This is a genomic window from Mesorhizobium sp. WSM4836 (assembly GCF_055811815.1).
Genome location: NZ_JBVVQF010000026.1, coordinates 94,491 through 112,519, shown reverse-complemented (window position 1 = coordinate 112,519; position 18,029 = coordinate 94,491). Strand labels below are relative to the sequence as shown.

Here is an 18,029-nt window from a genome sequence, read left to right as displayed (position 1 = left end):
GTTCGCCGTCGTGTTCGGCGAAAGGTTCGTCAGCCAATGACGAAACCGGCCTCGCGCACAGAATTCCTGACAGTCCCATCCCCTCCACGGCGCATGAAGTGAGCGCCTCGAACTGCCAAGACATAGGCCTGCTCCCGAGCTTCCAGCATCCGGCTAAGGCTGCTGTCCGCCCCGTAGACAGCGTCGCCCAGAACGTAAGCGCACGGGACGCCGGCATCGAGCGCCGCCTCGATCATGGCGCGCGCCATCTTCGGCTTGGTCGCAAACTCGACCGTCTCCGGGATCGCCGCCCTGGCACATCGCGCCCGATCCTTTGTCCAGCTCTCCGGCAGATAAAGGCGACGATCGACCAGCGCTTGGCCGTAGCGGCTCGCGTAAGCCAAGAACACGCCGATCTGGCTGTTCTCGATCCGCCCCGCCGTTCCCGAGTACTGACGCGCGACACCAGCCGAACGATCGCCCTTCTTCACAAATCCCGTCTCGTCGACGATCAGGACGCCATCCTCATCGCCCAACGCCTCCACCACATAATCGCGAACCTCGTCTCGGAGCCGATCAGCATCCCAGTGGCTGCGCCCCAACAGCGACTGCATCCGATAGGGGCGCCCCGCTCCGGACTGCTCGGCCATCAGCCAGCCCGTCTTGCGCTCAATACCGGAAAGAAGGCCGTCAAGGAAATCTGCGCCCGTCTCTCGCAGCTCACGGCGAGGAAGCACCCGTCCAACCCGCGCCTTTAGCGCTGAGAGCTCCTGCTCCCAACCCAACAACGACCCTGACCACGAAGCGACAGACATGGTTCCCTCCATAACCTCGCGAAGGGAATCACAAAATCAACTGATCCGCAACTGTAGTACTAATGCGGCGCCTTGGCCGGCGGCCTCGAGCCAGCTTCTGTCTCGCGCCTGCATGGCTTCCTGACAGGTCACGATGCGGCGCAGGTTAGGCGGCACGCCGATTTTGGTAACGCTTGCCTGTGAACTGAAAGATTGAAGGTCGGACTTGCGGCACATCGATTACCTTCAAATGAATAAGTTGCTGCCCGGCGAGGTCGTTTCAGCGCATCTCGACTGGTGGGTCGGCAAGACAATAGGGAACGGAAATGATCGCAGGCGTAAAGGGACGGCTTTGGGGCCGGAAGCTTCGGGCCTGGAACCGGACCCCAGTTGGGTGCAAGCATCGTGGCCTCCGCCCGGTCAGGCATTCACCGGCTCGGGAAATGCCAATTGATTCTGCTCAACCGGGCATGCCTAAACGGCCACCTGCGTCCCGATCTCGACCACACGTCCGGTCGGGATCTGGAAATACTCGGTCGCATCCGCTGCCGTGCGCGCCAAGCCGATGAACAGCTTGTCCTGCCACACGGGCATGCCGGAATTGGGTGACGCCTTGAGCGAGCGCCGCGACAGGAAGAAAGAGGTCGTCATGACGTCGAACTTCCAGCCCTGCTTGCGGCAGATCGCCAGCGCACGCGGAATGTTGGGCTGTTCCATATAGCCGAAGGTCAGCGTCACCCGCATGAACAGATCGTTGATCGTTTCCATCTTGACCCGCTCGCTGTCGGGCACGACGGGTTGTTGCGCCGTCACCACCGAGAGGATGACGTTCTGTTCGTGCAGCACCTTGTAGTGCTTCAGGCTGTGCATCAACGCGGTCGGCGCGCTGGCGGGATCGCTGGTCAGGAACACCGCCGTACCGGACACCAGCTGTGGTTTCTTCTTCAACAAATTGGCGGCAAGGAAATCGAGCGGGATCTCGTTCCGGCGCGTCTTGTCGAACAAATAGCGGCTGCCGCGGATCCAGGTCCACATGGTCAGCACAATAACTGCGGCAATGGCAAGCGAGGACCAGCCCCCTTCAAACACCTTGACTATGTTGGCTGCAAAGAAGCCGGTATCGACGAATGCGAACACCGCCATCAAGGCGACCGCGACGCCAAGCGGCCATTTCCAGATGCGCGTCATTACAACAAAAAGCAGTACGTTCGTCACCAGCATGTTGCCGGTCACCGAAATACCGTAGGCCGAGGCCAGGCGGCTGGATTCGCCGAAGCCGACCACCAGCAACATCACCACCAGCGCCAGCATCAGGTTGATGCGCGGCAGATAGATCTGGCCCGACTGTTTTTCCGACGTGTGCTGGATGACGAAACGCGGCAGCATATTGAGCTGCACCGCCTGTCTGGTCAGCGAAAAAGCGCCGGAGATCACCGCCTGGCTGGCGATCACGGTCGCCGCCGTCGCCAACACGACCATCGGAATAAGCGTCCAGCCCTGGTTCATCTCAAAGAAGGGATGGCCGACAACACCGCCATTTGCCAGCACGAAGGCACCTTGCCCGACATAGTTGAGCAACAGGCAAGGGAACACGATTGCCAGCCAGGCGAGCACGATCGGCTTGCGGCCGAAATGGCCGAGATCGGCATAGAGCGCCTCGGCGCCGGTGACGGCGAGGAAGACCGCACCAACCGTGACGAAGGCGACATCGGGCGAGTTGACCAGGAACGACACGATGTAATGCGGGCTGATCGCCAGCAGGATTTCCGGATCGGCGATGATGTGGTTAATGCCGGAAAGGCCGATGGCCAGGAACCACAGCGCCGTGACTGGCCCGAACACCAAACCTACGCCGCCGGTGCCGAATCGCTGCACCGCAAACAGGATCGCCAGGATGGCCAGTGTCAGCGGCACCACATAGGGCTGGAATGTCGGCGTGACGACATTCATACCTTCGACCGCCGATAGTACCGAGATCGCCGGCGTAATGACTGCGTCGCCGAAAAAAAGCGCCGCGCCGACGATGCCGATGCCGAGGATCACCGCCGAGCGCGTCGGGAAACTGTTGCGCGCCAGCGCCATCAGCGACAGCACGCCGCCCTCGCCGCGATTGTCGGCACGAAGGACGAACATGATGTATTTGATGGTGACGGTGATCGTCAGCGACCAGATGATCAGCGAGAGTACGCCGAGGATGTCGCCACGGTTGGCGACGTTGCCACCGGCCGATGCATGCAACGCCTCGCGAAATGCATAGATCGGGCTGGTGCCGATATCGCCGTAAACCACGCCGAGCGCGCCCAGCATCAGCACCTTGGTGCTGTGCTGCTCGACCTCAGAATGGCTCGATTGTTCGACAGGTTCTGCCTCGTTACCAGCATTGGTAAGGGCCATGGATGACACTCCGATAAGCGGGCGGTGCTCTACGCTTGCTGCACTGCAATATCAAGTGCCGTAACGTAATGTCTGCCGGCATCGCCTGTCGTTGCTCGCCTTGGCAGACTCGCCAGCCCCGAAGCCCTACCGACGAGCAATAGCGCACCGGCAGAACCCTCAAGCGCCAGATCAATGAATGGTTCTCGACCACAGTGCCCCCCGCGATGCGACCGATGGCGACCAGGGTGTCAGGGCGCACAAGGATGGCGGTTTCCTGAGAGATGATGGGGGAGAACAAGTCCGCGCTTGGGAGGGCCACAAACGCCCGCTCAGCGGCTGCCTCGGCCTCCGCAACGCTGAGGAAGGCCCGATCGCCTAATGGCAACTGCAAGCTCTCCTACCGAACAATCAGTTCGGCACGCCCGCTTCGGAATTCGTGCTTGGCAAGGAACGACACGATTCCCGCAATCTTTTTGCCGCCCTGTTCCGAAGGCTCGATGGCGTTGACAAAGTCGGCGTCCTCGCCGCAGAAAGACCCCAAGGCCGTGGTGCACTGGCTTAGGCACAACATGAAGGACCGGCTTCGGGTGGCGGGGTGTCGAAACCCACCCAGGATATGATCCTCGGGCATTCAAGCGGGGGTGTGGGGGAGGACTATGGGAGCGACGAGGCGCGGCTTAGGGTCGCTGGATGCGACGTTGGCTGTGGAACGCCTCATATGATTTCTTAAAACCAGCCCATGAAGTTCTGCAATGAGCGTTACGCCCGCGCCTTCACCCGAGGCTTTTCATTGATACGGAAGTAGGAGTGCAGCATCTTGACGACTCTAACACCGGTCCCCTCGCCGACCTCTTGTACGCCGATGATCGCGCGACCGCGATGAGAATACATCACAGGTTCATCGGGGGAGAGCTTTAGCCCTACAGCCCCGACCCTATACAAGACCGCAGCAACAGTCCTAATAAATTGCTTTCGGCTATGATCGGTGTACGCGTCACAGTGGGCGGCTGCCGATCTTGTGAGCGGGTCCGTAGCTGTCTTTCCCTGCCCCACCGCCTCCAGTGCTATGTTGTCAACTTCTGAATCGTCCAGGCCGGAAAGCTTGAACGAGATCTCTTTGGCCCGCAGAATCTCAAGCGCTGCAGCTAGAGACGGAAACGCAACTCTCCATTCGTCCACCAACGCTTCATACCTGAACTGAGAGTAGCTTACCTCGGCGGTGTAGACATCGCTTGGAGAAATGCTGCTCTTGTTGTCTGCTGCCTTGAAACATTCGTTTACGAACGAGATTAGGTCTCGCGGCCGCAAAAGGGTGCGGTCGAGAATATAATCGTACGGCATCTGACCGCGCACTTTATCAGCAAAAATGTCCTCAAAAAGAACCTGCCTCTGTGGCGAGTATTTCCGCCGAAAGATTAGCCCTATACGCTTGTCAATCAATTCCTTTAGCTTCTTCTCGTCCCACTCTATGGCTACCACGTAGTCTCGAAACTTCTCCCTTTGAAATCCACTATCTGCGTTCTCTTGAATGGATCGTTCTATTACATCTGATCTAAGGGCTACTATGACCTTCAAATTTCGTATTGTCCTAAATTTTGTAAGGGCCTCGACAAGCGAGTTAATCATCCGGTACTTCAGGCTATCGTCTATCCACCGCTCGTCCAGGTGGTCTACCAGAATGTAATAATTATCGTTATCGGTTCGTTCGGCAAGCAGTGATATTACCCTAGAGAGGTCTTGCAGCTGCTCGGAGTTCATTATTTTCCTAACTCTTGCGATGTACTCGCTCTTGTTCTGGTTGCTTAAATTTGCTCCGTACCCCGCTTTGCTTGCGAATTTCGAGATGTCGACCCCCAACTCTGCGAGAAACCGTTTCTCGTAGGTTTGGGTAAATTGGCGAACGTTCTCATCCATCTCAATCCAGAGGCTTCCGGCGTACTCGCGTAGATATTCTATTGCGCGAGCTTTGCTCCTGTCGCCCTTGACGCGATCAAGAATTACTAAGAACCAGTTTCTAGACTGCTGCTCGTCCCTGATCTTATAGCGCAGTCGAATGAACTCTACCAACAGCGCGTGCTTCCACACGGCTTGGAAGAAAAGGTTCAAATCTGCCCCTATGTCGTGGAGAAATCTTAGCACGTCAGAATTGGCGATGTGTGTCATCGCCATTTCACTCGGCGACACAAACGCGGCATTCTTATTTCGTGTTACATATTGGATTATCGCGCTTTTCCCCGACCCGGTCCTTCCTGATAATATTGAGGCATTTGTCGAGACGTCCAATACCTCATTCAGAGCCGTGTTGCCTACAAAGCACTCGTACAGAAGGTCCTCGTCTTCTTCGGCTGCATTTTTTCCAACTCGGATGTCTCGAGTTATAAGATGATTATTTCGCGCCACTGCCCGTCACTCCTCCCAAGTGAGCATAGTGCACATGCGCTGTTAGAGGGGCAACTCCCTCTGTTTATTCCGCACACACTTTTCTCTCCAGCCCAAGTTCTCGCTATGTGGTGAGGCTTGATGCAATGATCTTATGGGTTTGCTAACATCCTGCTGGGTTGGGGCGTTGGCACATGCAAGAATTTTGGAATCTCATTGTAGACAGCACTTTTTTCTACGAGACGCTCAAGATATTGATCACTGCGGGGTTGGCTGTAGCCGGAACGCACTTAGCTGCGAGATACTCAAGTCGGGTGAGCGACCGGAGAGAGAAAGAGGAGCGTCAGCGAAACGCTGAACATCTGGCGATCAGCGTTGTTTGCGCCCTAGACCCGCTTGTAGCGGCCTGCGCTTCTGTTGCCCACGATACCGGTACCAGGGACGGCGACGACTTCCTGACCACAACCACTTCGAGGTCGTCAGTTCTCATCCCTACAGACGCAGACTGGAAAGCTATCTCAGCCGAGACGGCTTACAGGATTCGGAGCCTTCCCAACCGGGCCGAGCTGGCCGATGCCTTGATTCAATCAGCTTCGTCAATTGCAACACCACCCGACTACGAGGAGGTTTTCGAGACGCGACGGGAGGAATATGCCAAACTTGGCCTAGCTGCGTTGGCGATCACACGAGAGCTGAGGTCCGTCTACAAGCTTCCGAATGCTGAACATTTGGAAGATGACGGAAACGCTTTGCATATGGCCCTTCAGCAGGTTGAGCAAATCCGTGAAAAAGCCACAGAGCACAAAGCGGCACTGATGCGGCTTCACGCGAAAGCCTTCGCCGAGGTCTATGGATTAGAGGACAAGGTGGCTGAATAACCTTACAAACAAGCAGGGCCTATTGAAATTAGACGGAAAAATCCGAGGGGTCGAACTCGACAGTTGTGGCCGCGCGATACCCCCGTAGGGTCCAGCTTTCTCGGGGTTGGACATGAAAACGATTGGAACACTTCTGCTTATGGCTCTTAGCGGCCCCGCATCGGCGGCGGTCTATTTGTCAGACAACGCCAACGCCGCAGCCGACGTGTGGGTCATAGTTACGGACAATCCGGGGGCGGTGGACTGTTGGTTGCTCCGATCCGACATCACCTCCGTTCCGTCGCCTGGACGAGGCGCTTCAGCGCGGCGTCGCGAAGGTCACGCGTCGTCAGCACGCCTCTAGGTAGGTTTGCGCGGACGCGCTGCTCGATCTCGGCATATCCGCCAGTCGGGCGCTGTGATCATCGCCTATTGGCAGCGAAAGGTCGGCCTGCCAGATTTTGGCGAGTGTTCTTGCGATGGCACGGATCATACCTGGAACCTGCCGGATACTTTCTACCTCGGCAAACCATCGGAGCGAAGGAAAGACTAATGAAAAGGCCAGACGTTATGATGAGATGACTCGGCACAGGTCGCCGTTGATGCCGCACTGCAATATTATGCGACTTTCGCCGCATGTCGCTGAACGGGCGGTAGCCGTATCCCACAAGCGAACATTCAAGCGAGCAAGCGGGAGAGCATGTTCACTCCCAAGTCCAGGGCGTATCCCGGCCTACTCTTTACTTTACCCGCCAAATAGACGGGAGAAGAAGCCACGCTTCGCTTGTTTCTGCGTGACATGCGGCGGTTGGACCTGACCGTTTTGCTTATTCGGCAGACTGGGAACGGCTCGGGACTCGCCTGGTACTGGCGGATGCAACAGCTACCGGACTGCCCGCCGCTTCCGTGGACGTCGTTGTTTCGTCGCTCGGCGACCCCTACAATTCGCCGCTCTTCTGGCAGGAGGTCTCGCGCATCCTCAAGCCGGGCGGAATCTGCCATTTCACCTTGCCAGCATTTGAATGGGCGATGGCTTTTCGCGACAAGGAAAACCTGTCGACCGCCGAATTCCTGCGAGCAGACGGGGTCAAGTTGCTTTTGCCGTCGCCAGTGTTGAACGAACTGGATCAGCGGAGGATGTTTGCCACAGCAGGACTCAGGTTGGTAGGCGAAGAGGCGCTCACCCGGCAAGCACTCGCTTCGAGGCCGGCTCCAAAGCTGATGTGCGTGCCCGTCGATGCACCAGCAGTCCGTGGGTACTCGTTGCAGCGGCCCTAGGCCAATTCCCAGACGTAGCTCTCAGATCTAGCATTGGACCTTGGCTAGACCCGGGCGATCGACGAATTGAGTGGAGGCGAACAGAGCGAATGTCGGGTTTTGGTAATCACGAATTTACACCTGAACGGCTGACATTGGGCGCATAGCTGAAGGGCGGCTTGGTAGGCGAATCGCGCCCGGCGGACTGGATGACCCGCCAAGGATGCGGAACCCTCAAGCTAACCCTGTTAAGTCAGCACGCTGCCTTAATGAGCCGCAAAAGAGTCGCGTTACGACAATCTTGGTTGTCTGGCCTCCTCATTCGGGCGGACGCCCTTGCCCGATGCTACGATCGCGATTGACGCGCTCGCCGTAAAAGCGGTCGAGACCATGATATGGCATGGCGTCTGCGGCTTCATCACTCGTGTATCGCGGCACGAACTCAACGAACTGAAAATACATGTCCGGCCCCCGTTTGACGATCAGATCACCCTCCTGCAGTCCATAATTGTGGGTCCGCCCTAGCAGCCATCGCCGGAGTGTCTCCAGATCATCATCGATTTCGGCGCGGATGCGAGGTTGGCCGCTGCCGAGAACGTAGCTGCTCCAGCTTGTCCAGGTATCGAGGTGCGCAAGGCGGGCCCACTCGTCAACAAATCGGCGTATATCGTGTCCTCGCGCAGTTTGATCCGGTCGAGCCCAAGCGATTGCTCGACCCACGCTTCGTGCGCCTGAGTGCCTCGCACCGTCCACGTTTTCTCGTTATCGTCGATGATTTTGTGATGGACATTGCATAGAAGAATAAGGTTTCCATATCGGTTGCGGTCTTCCACGGGCATAGCCGAATCGCCGCGCGGACCGTCATCCTTCTCGGCAACGATGTGGCAATTTTCGCCGACAAGGGTGGGATCATCGGTTTCGGTGATGTCTTCCACCAAGTGTCGCCTACACTCGGGAAATGCGCAGCGCGCAGCCGCGCGGCCCCATAGCACCTTCTGCGTTTTTAGGCTGACGGGCATTGGTTCGATACTCCAGAAATTGAACCGCCTTTCTTGATTAATTTTCGTTTTATAGCAATGAGAGTCGAATGGACGAATGGCGGCTTTTGGGATCCGCCTGTCGATAGCGTAATGATCGACTTGGGGCGCAGGTGTGCCGCCACCTCAGCGCGTTTTGCATTTCCGCTTCTAGGATGCCGGCATGGTCCGCTCGGCGTCCGAAATCGGCGCATTGCTAACCGGCAGTATAGGGGCATGAAAGCTGTCTGGCCGCTTTTGGAAAAGAAGATCGCCATTGCTGCCGTTCGTCTCGCGGAGCTGGCGCTCTTGTCATGGCCGTCAGGAACATATACAGAACATACCGAGCTGTAGCGAGGAAGCTGGACTAACGTCGCTCGACGGATTACTCCTCGCTGCATTGCAAAGCGCGACGCTGGCGGACATCGGGCGATCGGGGGACTAATGCCGGTTGAATATCTGCATTGCCTGTCGAGGTTGCGTTGATGGCACCGCTCAGCCAGAAGCATAGCGGCGCCTATTTCACGCCCGATCCTGTGGTCACCGCGCTGGTGCGCTGGGCGGTGAGTGATCCAAACGACCGGATGCTCGACCCGTCTTGCGGCGACGGGCGCTTCCTCGCCGGGCACCGTAACAGCGTCGGCATTGAGCAAGACGCGCGTTCGGCCGCGACCGCCATGGATCGTGCTCCTTGGGCGCTGGTCCATGAAGGCGATTTCTTCGCGTGGGCGGGCGAGACGTCGGAGCGCTTCGAATGCGCGGTCGGCAACCCACCCTTTATCCGCTATCAGACGTTTAAAGGCGCGGTGCGTGCGCGCGCGCTGAACCTCTGCAGCGAGCTCGGTGCTGAGTTCAACGGACTCGCCTCCTCCTGGGCGCCGTTCCTGGTCGCGACCGCGAGTCTGCTCAAGCCTGGTGGCCGGATGGCGTTCGTGGTGCCGGCCGAGATTGGTCATGCGCCCTACGCTGCGCCGCTGCTTGAGTATCTAGTAGCGAACTTCTCACATGTGCAGCTGGTGGCGGTTCGTGCGAAGCTGTTCCCTGACCTCTCCGAGGATTGCTGGCTGCTCTACGCCAATGGGCATGGCGATCAGACTGATCGCATCCGCTTTACCGCGCTCGATCGTTTCGAGCCGGCCAAGGCGATGCAGCCGCTTGCCGGAGGCGAAGATGTTCTGGTCACCGAGTGGCGCGGGACTTGGGGCCGGCGGCTGCGCCCGTTCGTGCTGCCGGCGTCGATCAGAGCGCTATACGCTCGAGCCGCCTCGCACCCCAAATCGCTCCGCTTCGGCACGGCTGCGCAGATCGGCATCGGCTATGTATCGGGTGCCAACGGCTTCTTCCACTTGAAGCCGTCGCTCGCGAAGAGGCTGGGGATCCCAGCACAGCTTCTGTATCCAACGGTGCGCAACGGCCGAGCGCTGCCTGCAAAGCAGCTGACCCAGAGCACGCTCCAGCAATGGCATGCCGCAGACGAACCCTTTATGCTGCTGCGGTTGCCTAAGGCGCCGCTTTCTGAGCTGCCCAGCCAGGTGCGTCGTTACCTCGACAGCGAAGCAGGGCGCGAAGCTCGGGAGGCCTATAAGTGCCGGGTGCGCGATCCCTGGTTCTCAGTGCCAGATGTCCATCAGCCCGATTACTTCTTGAGCTATATGTCAGGCGTATCAGCCAGTCTCGTGCGCAACTCGGGCGGTGCTACCTGCACCAATTCTGTGCATGGCGTGCGCGTTCGCGATGCCAAGGCCATGCGGCGCATTGCCGAGCACTGGACGGACGATTTTGTCGCGCTCAGCCGCGAGATTGAAGGACATCCGCTTGGTGGCGGCATGCTCAAGCTGGAGCCGCGTGAAGCGACTCGAATCTTGGTGCCGACCGACGAACTGGCGCCTGATATCGACGGAGATGCATTGGTCGGAGCGGTCACGACGATGCAGCGCTGGCGCCACTATGTCTGAACCCGATCTGCCCGATCCAGAGCTGCCCGATGAGGAAGATGCGGCGGCACAGCCGCCCGAGGATCCGACCTTCCCTAAGACGTGCCAGTGGATAAACCAAAGCGAGGCGCTCGCGCATTTCGCTTCCTATGAAGGCGCGACGCAAAGCCAGCAGCATATCAAGCCGCTGCATTGGTATGTCGCCTGCCGGCTGGTGATCGAGGGCGGCTTTCGGCCTGATGAGATCACGCCCCGACCACCCTTCACATTCAAGAAGCGCAAGGGCAAATGGCATCTCGCCTATGATCCAGCACTCGCGGAAGGCGGCGAGGCAACGGTGCTCGGCGGGTTGAAGACCAAAAACGTCGACGTGGTGGTGAACAAGCCGGGTCTGGGCCCGGTGCTCGCAGTGTCGTGCAAGGGCATGACCGGTGCATTTCGCAATCTCACTAACCGCATGGAAGAGACGATCGGCGAGTGCACCAACCTCCACATCACCTATCCGGCCATGGTGTTCGGCTATCTGTTCGTGATCCGCGCTAACCGGCTAATCGAAGAAGCCGCGGCAATTGCCGGGGCCGAGGATGCACCGCCCGCTAAGCAGCTCAAGGCCAACGACATCGCTATGGCAATGGGGGGCGAACCGGTGGAGAGCATCATCCGCTTTCACTCTGCGCTGCGAGAGCTTACCGGCCGCCGCGGCATCCGTAACGATGTGTCGCGATATGAGGCCGTGTCGCTGGCGCTCGTCGAAATGGCCGATGCTGACCTCGGGGCGCTGCTACCGACCTACCCGGCCGAAGACAGCCCTCTGCGGCTCGAGCAGTTCTTCGAAATGTTATACCTGCGGTACGATGAGCGGTTCGTCTATGCGGCGCCCGATCTCAAAAGCGTAACGCAGAGGCTCGAGTGGGCGCCGGAGTCCGCGGCTTTCCTAGCCGATCAGAGCTATCCGAATATCGACTATCCGGTGCGCTTCTCGGAATAGCTGGTGACGCGAATCCGAGCGGTTGCGTACCAAGCGCTCTGGCGGAATAGGTTGCTGCGACTTGGTTTCGTGCCAGAAGAGGACTAGCGGCTCTCGAGGTTGTTTCGGAGCTATGCAAAGCCGATCGCGCGGCACCGGCGCCCGTGGGTTGCCTAATGACCAATGACCGTTTGGCGCCCCCAAAGGCGCCGCCGCTGGAAGGGCGGTACGGCTCGAGTTCAAAGAGCTTGAGAAGCAGCGAAAGGTAAAGAAATGATGTGGAGGAACGAACCAGGTCTGCTTGCTTAAGGGGCCTTCATTTACACAAATCCCCACGCCCGGTAGCGCCCGCGCCCGGTCACCTCGCGGATACCAAGTTCGGCGACCAAGCCAAGAGCGGCGCGCTGGCTGATTTTCAGCTCCGCCGCGATCAATCCCGCCGACACCACCGGCCGCGCCAGCACGAGCTCGATCAGCGCCGGCAGGCTCGAGTTTTTTCGCCGGTTCCTGAGCCGGCGCTCCATCTGGCCTTTGGCCAGCGCCAGCCGGTCGAGTTCTTTCAGCCCGGCCGCGGCGGTCTCTGCAAAGGCGTCGAGGACGGCCAGCATCCGGATTGTCCGGATGGGGCTTTTGCGCCGGTCGCGCGGAACGATGCGCAGTCAGGCATGAAGGCAAAAAAGATGCGAAGCGACCTTGCCGCGCTCCCGGAGCAGCGCGGCAACCAGCAGCGGTCCGAGCCAATGCTGGTGCTGCAGCGGTTCGATGTCCTGCCACGCCTCCCAGGCGACTGCCGCGGCCAGTACGGCCGGCATGGTTTCGCCGCGCAGCTTGTCGACGACGGCGAGCCAGTCGGCCAGCCGCTGGTCCTCGTCCCAGTCGAGGTCGCGGATCAGCGGCCCGAGACTGTTCGGCAAGGCCTCTCGCGCTGTCGCCCCGTGCCCTGCTGTGTCGACGTCCGAGCTATCCGCCGCGCGGCGCGAAATTTTCGCCCGCCAGCAGCCGGCTGGAGCGGGCCAGCACGGCGTCGATCTCCGCCATTTCTTGCGCGAGGGCATCGGTTTGTTCAGTCTCATCGGCAAGCCCGCTGTCGCCAGCGTCCTCGTCTGGCCCACCGGCCGTCGTCGCGGCATCGGGTCCGGAGCCAGCCCGTGCCACGTCCGTCCCGTTTCCGCCGCCCTGCCCTTGTCGCTTGGCAGTTAATTGTGAGAATGCAGAGTCAATGATATCAGAGGTTTAGCTTTGCACGTAATTTGAGAATGAGCACTTAATTTGATAATCGTGCCGCGGCCGTGGCACTTAATGTGAGAATGGAGCACTCGAGAATCGGCGGAGCCGTATCTGCTGTGGCTCGGCCACAGCGCCGAACGAATGCCCAAATCGCGCGGCCTGAGAGTTAATACCCTCGGCAGTTAATTTTGAGAATCTCAGCCCGATGATTCTCATAATTAACTGCCGAAAATGACCGAAACGACCGCATTCTTACAATTAACTGCCAAGCGACATCGGCCAAGCATCGCCCACGAAACGGCGAAACTATCTCGATATTTTCGCGACGACGGTCCCCGATCCCGTCGAACTCGGCCTGGAGGCGACCGAAGCCCAAGCATAAAGAGCCGCGAATTGCGGGTTTTTGTGCTTGACTCGCAGGTTCGCGCCTAGCTTCGGATGCCCACGTCGTCGGCAGAGGACGCTGACTGGAGAAGGGTCGCCAGGATCGTTCTGCACAATAGATCAAGAGAAGGAGCCTAAGCGTGCATTCAGGGGTTGGGAGACGCCTCTCGACCGCGCCCTCTGGATGACGACACATGGCTACAAATATCTTCTGGCGGGCGGCACTCTGCACCGAAATTTGGTGACGTAGCGCGCTCACAAATCGTCGGCTGTGAACAATCTTGATTGCTAAGCGGCAAGCTGCTTCGGCCGGTTCAGGAACGCGGCGATCAAGAGCCACAAAAACGCCTTCAGCCACCTGAGCAGGAGGGAGAAGTTGTAACCGGCTGCGGCCAGGATGGCGTTGATCGCATCGCCTTGGGTGTGAGCGAGGTAATTGCGGCCCATTCTGTGTTCGTTCTTGATGTGGCCGATCACCGGCTCGACGGCCGATCGCCGCCGCATCTGGCGCTTGATGGCCGGTGTCACGCGGCGCTTTTGACCAGCGGTGAAGACCCTGAACTTATGACTTTGCGGCGCATTGTGGCCGCGGTAGCCGGCATCGGCGAGGATGCGGCCGATCTCGTTGCCGATGGTCTTTTCCATGTCGGGGATGACGCTTGCCAGCGTGTGGCCGTCATAGGGGTTGCCGGGGAGCGCCATGGCGTGCAGGGCGAACTGGCCGCCCTTTGAACGCTTCAGCGTCGTCGCCACGGACACCTTCACCCCGAACTCGTAGGGCGCGTGCGCCTTGCCCTTGCCGATGCATTCCACCTCGTGCGCATGCAGGCTGTAGATCTTGCGGCCGCGCTGGCGCTGACGCTGTTCGAGAACGGTGGAGGCCTGGTAAGAGCGACCATTTGAAAAGCGCGTCCAGCTCCGCGTCGCCGGCGATCTGACGGGAGATGTCGCGGACGGTGCGCCCCAGATACGTCCTGAGCCTGCGCAGCGCCGTGTTGGCCCGCTTGAATTGCTTGGCGTGGGCGTAGCGCTGATACATGATCAGCGCCTGTTTACCGACCCGGACATAGGACTGACGCAGGTCGAGCCGCGCCTTCTTCGCCAGCCGCACCAGCCGCTCGCGGGCGCGATGGATGAGCTTTGGCGTCGGTCGGGAACATCACGTTCTTGGGTTGAACCGTCGTGTCGACAATGGCCCGGCGCGTTTCCTGCGGCTTCATCGCCCCAGTCTTGACCGCAATGCTGAGGCTTTCCTGCAGCAGCACCATGATCCGCTCCTCGCCCATGCGGCTGCGCCAGCGCGTCATCGAGGAGCGGTCGAACGGCAGGTCGTGGCGGAAGAACTCCTCGCCGCACAGATACTGGAAATACGGGTTCTCGATCCAGCGTGCGCACAGCGCCTCGTCCGACAGGTTGAAGGTGTGCTTGAGGATGGCGAGCCCCGCCATCAGACGGGTCGGCAGCGGCGGCATGCCGGGACCGTCCGAATAGACCGCACCGAAGCGCGCCTCCAGCACCGGCCAGTCGATGGTGCGGGCCAGCCGCACCAGCTCATGGTTCATGTTGAGGATCTGATCAAGGCGAGCGCGGAACAGATCCTGTTCTCCAGTCTCGCGCCGCTCGCGTGGTCTGCCCATCGCCTGGCTCCCGATTCACTGCGATGAAAGCAGTGAATCACGCTTCGCTAGGCGGCGAAATCGCAAACTGGAATTGCAAGAAAACTATCCACAAACTGGCCGTTACCTGCAATTCGGAAGCCTGAAAAGTAGACTATTCCTAGCGGCTTCCGTATTTTTCACGGCCGACCAAATCACCAGGAACGCGACGGCCTAACCGATCGTTGACTCCCTTTGATCGAGCCGCCGTCATGCCGTCTACCTCGATACGCAAAACGGAATACGATCCGGATAGCAGAATGCTCTCGGTGTGGTTCGTCGCCAGCGGCACACGATACGAGTTTGAGGACGTGCCGCCGGATACCTTTGCCGCGTTCAAAGTCGCCTTTGCCAAGGGCCGCTATTCAACGAACACATCCGCAATCACTTCCGGTACCGTTTGGTTGCGGCTGGTAATAACCATGGATGATCTGCGCTCACGAGAAGCAGCTTTTTTGCTGACCGAATGGAACACCGGATTGGGAAGGAAGGTCGGCTCCTGCAGCATTATTTCCTGTGCCAGACCAATGCTGCGAGATCGGATCGTCCCCTCTGATCAGCCCGCGGCCTTTTCGTTCAGTTGGTCTCCGGAGGTGGATCCCGCGTTGGGTTAACCCTCGTACCGTTGCATATCAGATTGACGGGCCACCCCAGGCCCAGCAATCATAGGGACTAGCGTGGTGGGGCTATGTCTATGATGCCAACTGGAACGTCTGCCTCACACCCTGCACCAACTATGCCTGGCGCGGAGATCATGAGGAGGGTGTTCAGTTCTTGTCGGTTAAGGCCGCCGTGCAGACCACCTCCAAGGGGTACCATATCCGTGAAGGTGCCAGTTCCCGCTAAACCGTAGGGGCCCGGGTTGGTTAAACGCGAAGGTGTAGCCAACCGAGATTGGCGACGAGACCCGCGTTTCGGTGTGCTTCTAGCCCGCGATGCCAGTGCCTGATCTTCGGGCTGTTAAGAGCCGTGCGACACGTCAAGTTTCTGCCCCGATGCGGGCAACAGTTGGCAAAGAGCTCGCGTAGCGGACAACGTAGCTTCGAGCTCGTCCCAAAACCTCTCGAGAAGCTCGATTGTGACACGGGTTCCTGGAGCAATCGACAAACCGGACATCGCTTCCTCGAAGGGCACCGTACCCCAACCTACGGGCAGGTGAAGGTCATAGACGCCATAGGCGACGTCGTCAGAGAATCGGGCTTGGGGCTCTAGAGGTGGTTTGCCGTGTGAATCATGGATGTGAAGATGCCCAACGGCTGGCCCGAGCGCTTTAATTGCCTCGATGAAATCGAACCCGCAATATGACGCTGCAATCCAAGCGTGGCTGAAATCTAACGTTGCATGCAGGTTAGAATGAGCCGCGCGTTTCACTTGAGACAGAACATCGGATGGATTCAAGCCATGAGCATCGATATTCCCTGCGACGACGTCGCGACTTGGTGGGGGATTTTCGAGTGATATTGAGGCACCAATGCCTGCAGCGCGCTCCGCCAGATACCACAGCCGTTCCCTCTCGTGATCAAGTAGCGCTTCCCGGTTTGATGTAGTCAGTCCGGTCGGCATTCTGCCTGGGTGCAGCACCAGCACGTCGGCATTAATCTCCCCCGCCACATCGATGAAAGCGCTCAATACCTGTTGATCCGAAGAAGTTCGAGACGGATCCGTGAGATTTGAAACCAGCGGAAGGTGAAATGTGTACCCGAGGGAGCGGGCCCGGCAGATCTCGCGGAAGCGCCGAAGTCGATCTGGAAGAACGCGACCACCAGACACAACGTCGAGCTCTCCAATGTATAGTTCACAATGACCCGCGCCCGCTCCAACCAAACGATCTAAGAAGGCCTCGAGTTGAGTGAAACTGCCGTTGATGTGGCCGGCACTAAACCCGTATGTAGAAATTGGATTTACCATCGCTAGTCTTCCTGAATATCCTTGCGGGTCAATGATTTGGTGGCCGAATAGAAAATCAGACAGGACACCATCGACGTGGCGCCCAGCATCAGACTTTGCAGGTTATATCCCCATCCGACTGCAAGAAGCAGTGCGAGGACTATCGGGCCTGTAGCCCGTGCGACTATCGCAGGCCCCATCAGGTATCCCTGAACACGGCCAAACTCCTGCCGCCCAAATATCCCGCGAATTGACTCGGCCTGAAGCAGCAACATTAGTCCTGATGAAACGCCGTGGAGCACCGAAAAGCATCCGGCGAACCACGACGACAACGATGCAAAAGAGAGGCAAATGAGGGCGCAACTCTCGAAGGCAAATGTCAGGAAGCCAAGATGAGGGGTCGCTAAGCGGGCGCCCCACAATATTAGAAGCAACCGAACACCAAATTGAACTGGTCCGCTCAACGCGGAAATTGCGACGGCGGTCACTTGGTCGATTCCGGAGGTGGTGAGGATGGGTAAAATATGAACTGCGAGCGCCGCGGACGTCAGCCCTGTAGTCGAGAACGCAATCATCAGGAACCAAAACCTGTAGTCACGAAAAAGTCTTGGCGTTCGCTGAGCGGTCGACTCAGTCTCGGGCTTCAGCGTGGGCTTTGCTGAATTGCGACCCGAACCACGAAGACACGCGGCTTGAATTGCTGCAACGACAACGTGTACGACTGCATACACATAGAAGGTGCCGCGCCAACCGATTGCGGAGACCGCGAAGCCGGCAAGCCCAAGAAATATAGAACCACTAAGGCCGGTGAGTAGTGTAACGAAGCTGATTGATTTGCGCACATCAACTCGCTCCTGTTGCACGATGGACACAAACAACGATTGAAAGAACACCATTTCCATGCAGACCCCGATCACGATCCACACCACAACGTAGCTGTCGTAGTCGGTGACGTTTGCCAAGACTGTGAAGCAGCCCGCGATGAGAAGAGAGCCGGTAACGGCTACGCTGCGAGGTCCGAAGCGTTGAATGGCTTCCCCGATGATCGGTGTAGTCCCTCCGGAAATCACAATCGCGAGGGAGAATGGGGCTATAAGGCTGCTCTGATCCCAACCGAGATCAAGCCTCATCGGCTCGACAAGTGCCGTGAACGAATAGTAAATCGTTCCCCACGCAGCAATTTGGCAAAGAGACAAGAGGAAAAGACGGAGGACATTGGCAGGCAACACTGTTTTTGCCGCCGAAGACTTGACCATCCGGGGTGGTGTTTTCGAAGCATAAATCTCATGTGGTGCAATATCGGTCCGGTCCATGTCT

12 protein-coding genes and 3 pseudogenes are annotated in these 18,029 nt (G+C 58.6%); 5 read left to right on the top strand and 10 right to left on the bottom strand.

Features of this window, described 5'->3' with window-relative positions:
- Window positions 1-77 precede the first annotated feature (77 nt).
- The 3 genes and pseudogenes from AC0L2P_RS26355 to AC0L2P_RS26345 form a co-directional block, all read right to left on the bottom strand.
- Window positions 78-794: pseudogene (locus AC0L2P_RS26355) on the bottom strand (IS701 family transposase); the annotation flags it as partial.
- A gap of 453 nt (window positions 795-1,247) precedes the next feature.
- The gene (locus AC0L2P_RS26350) at window positions 1,248-3,167 is read right to left on the bottom strand and encodes a potassium transporter Kup (RefSeq protein WP_473505414.1); all 1,920 of its coding nucleotides are present in this window, start codon (window positions 3,165-3,167) and stop codon (window positions 1,248-1,250) included.
- Window positions 3,168-3,908: 741 nt separating this feature from the next.
- Window positions 3,909-5,549: a P-loop ATPase, Sll1717 family gene (locus AC0L2P_RS26345; RefSeq protein WP_473505412.1), complete on the bottom strand. Its 1,641-nt coding sequence runs from the start codon at window positions 5,547-5,549 to the stop codon at window positions 3,909-3,911.
- Between the two features lie 173 nt (window positions 5,550-5,722).
- Here AC0L2P_RS26345 and AC0L2P_RS26340 point away from each other — a divergent pair, with 173 nt between their 5' ends.
- Window positions 5,723-6,406, top strand: coding sequence for a hypothetical protein (locus AC0L2P_RS26340; RefSeq protein WP_473505411.1), 684 nt, complete (start codon window positions 5,723-5,725; stop codon window positions 6,404-6,406).
- An 840-nt stretch (window positions 6,407-7,246) separates the two neighbouring features.
- Complete coding sequence (locus AC0L2P_RS26335) at window positions 7,247-7,663, top strand: methyltransferase domain-containing protein (RefSeq protein ID WP_473505423.1); 417 nt, start codon at window positions 7,247-7,249, stop codon at window positions 7,661-7,663.
- 500 nt (window positions 7,664-8,163) lie between these two features.
- On the opposite strand, the gene AC0L2P_RS26330 is transcribed toward AC0L2P_RS26335, so the two are convergent.
- The gene (locus AC0L2P_RS26330; RefSeq protein WP_473505409.1) at window positions 8,164-8,577 is read right to left on the bottom strand and encodes an HNH endonuclease; all 414 of its coding nucleotides are present in this window, start codon (window positions 8,575-8,577) and stop codon (window positions 8,164-8,166) included.
- A gap of 566 nt (window positions 8,578-9,143) precedes the next feature.
- Between AC0L2P_RS26330 and AC0L2P_RS26325 the strand changes: the two genes are divergently transcribed.
- Together AC0L2P_RS26325 and AC0L2P_RS26320 are read left to right on the top strand one after the other, a co-directional pair.
- Window positions 9,144-10,613, top strand: a complete 1,470-nt coding sequence (locus tag AC0L2P_RS26325; RefSeq protein ID WP_473505407.1) for an Eco57I restriction-modification methylase domain-containing protein — start codon at window positions 9,144-9,146, stop codon at window positions 10,611-10,613.
- Window positions 10,606-11,580, top strand: coding sequence for a hypothetical protein (locus AC0L2P_RS26320; protein WP_473505405.1), 975 nt, complete (start codon window positions 10,606-10,608; stop codon window positions 11,578-11,580). The genes AC0L2P_RS26325 and AC0L2P_RS26320 overlap by 8 nt, the downstream gene beginning before the upstream one ends.
- Window positions 11,581-11,879: 299 nt before the next feature.
- Here the strand turns inward: AC0L2P_RS26320 and AC0L2P_RS26315 are convergent, their stop codons facing one another.
- From AC0L2P_RS26315 to AC0L2P_RS26300, 4 genes and pseudogenes are all read right to left on the bottom strand, one after another.
- The gene (locus AC0L2P_RS26315; RefSeq protein WP_473505421.1) at window positions 11,880-12,083 is read right to left on the bottom strand and encodes a helix-turn-helix domain-containing protein; all 204 of its coding nucleotides are present in this window, start codon (window positions 12,081-12,083) and stop codon (window positions 11,880-11,882) included.
- 45 nt (window positions 12,084-12,128) lie between these two features.
- Window positions 12,129-12,473: pseudogene (locus AC0L2P_RS26310) on the bottom strand (DUF1612 domain-containing protein); the annotation flags it as partial.
- A 46-nt stretch (window positions 12,474-12,519) separates the two neighbouring features.
- The gene (locus AC0L2P_RS26305; RefSeq protein ID WP_473505403.1) at window positions 12,520-12,714 is read right to left on the bottom strand and encodes a hypothetical protein; all 195 of its coding nucleotides are present in this window, start codon (window positions 12,712-12,714) and stop codon (window positions 12,520-12,522) included.
- Between the two features lie 744 nt (window positions 12,715-13,458).
- Window positions 13,459-14,807 (bottom strand): annotated as a pseudogene (locus AC0L2P_RS26300) (IS5 family transposase).
- Between the two features lie 278 nt (window positions 14,808-15,085).
- Between AC0L2P_RS26300 and AC0L2P_RS26295 the strand changes: the two are divergent.
- Window positions 15,086-15,439 (top strand): hypothetical protein, encoded by a 354-nt coding sequence (locus AC0L2P_RS26295; RefSeq protein WP_473505401.1) that lies wholly within the window; start codon window positions 15,086-15,088, stop codon window positions 15,437-15,439.
- A gap of 346 nt (window positions 15,440-15,785) precedes the next feature.
- Here AC0L2P_RS26295 and AC0L2P_RS26290 read toward each other — a convergent pair whose 3' ends face one another.
- Both AC0L2P_RS26290 and AC0L2P_RS26285 read right to left on the bottom strand, forming a co-directional pair.
- Window positions 15,786-16,733 carry a sugar phosphate isomerase/epimerase family protein gene (locus tag AC0L2P_RS26290; RefSeq protein WP_473505399.1) on the bottom strand — a complete coding sequence of 316 codons (948 nt, stop codon included), beginning with the start codon at window positions 16,731-16,733 and terminating at the stop codon, window positions 15,786-15,788.
- A gap of 2 nt (window positions 16,734-16,735) precedes the next feature.
- On the bottom strand, window positions 16,736-18,025 hold the full coding sequence (locus tag AC0L2P_RS26285) for an MFS transporter (RefSeq protein WP_473505397.1): 1,290 nt from the start codon (window positions 18,023-18,025) through the stop codon (window positions 16,736-16,738).
- Window positions 18,026-18,029 lie beyond the last annotated feature (4 nt).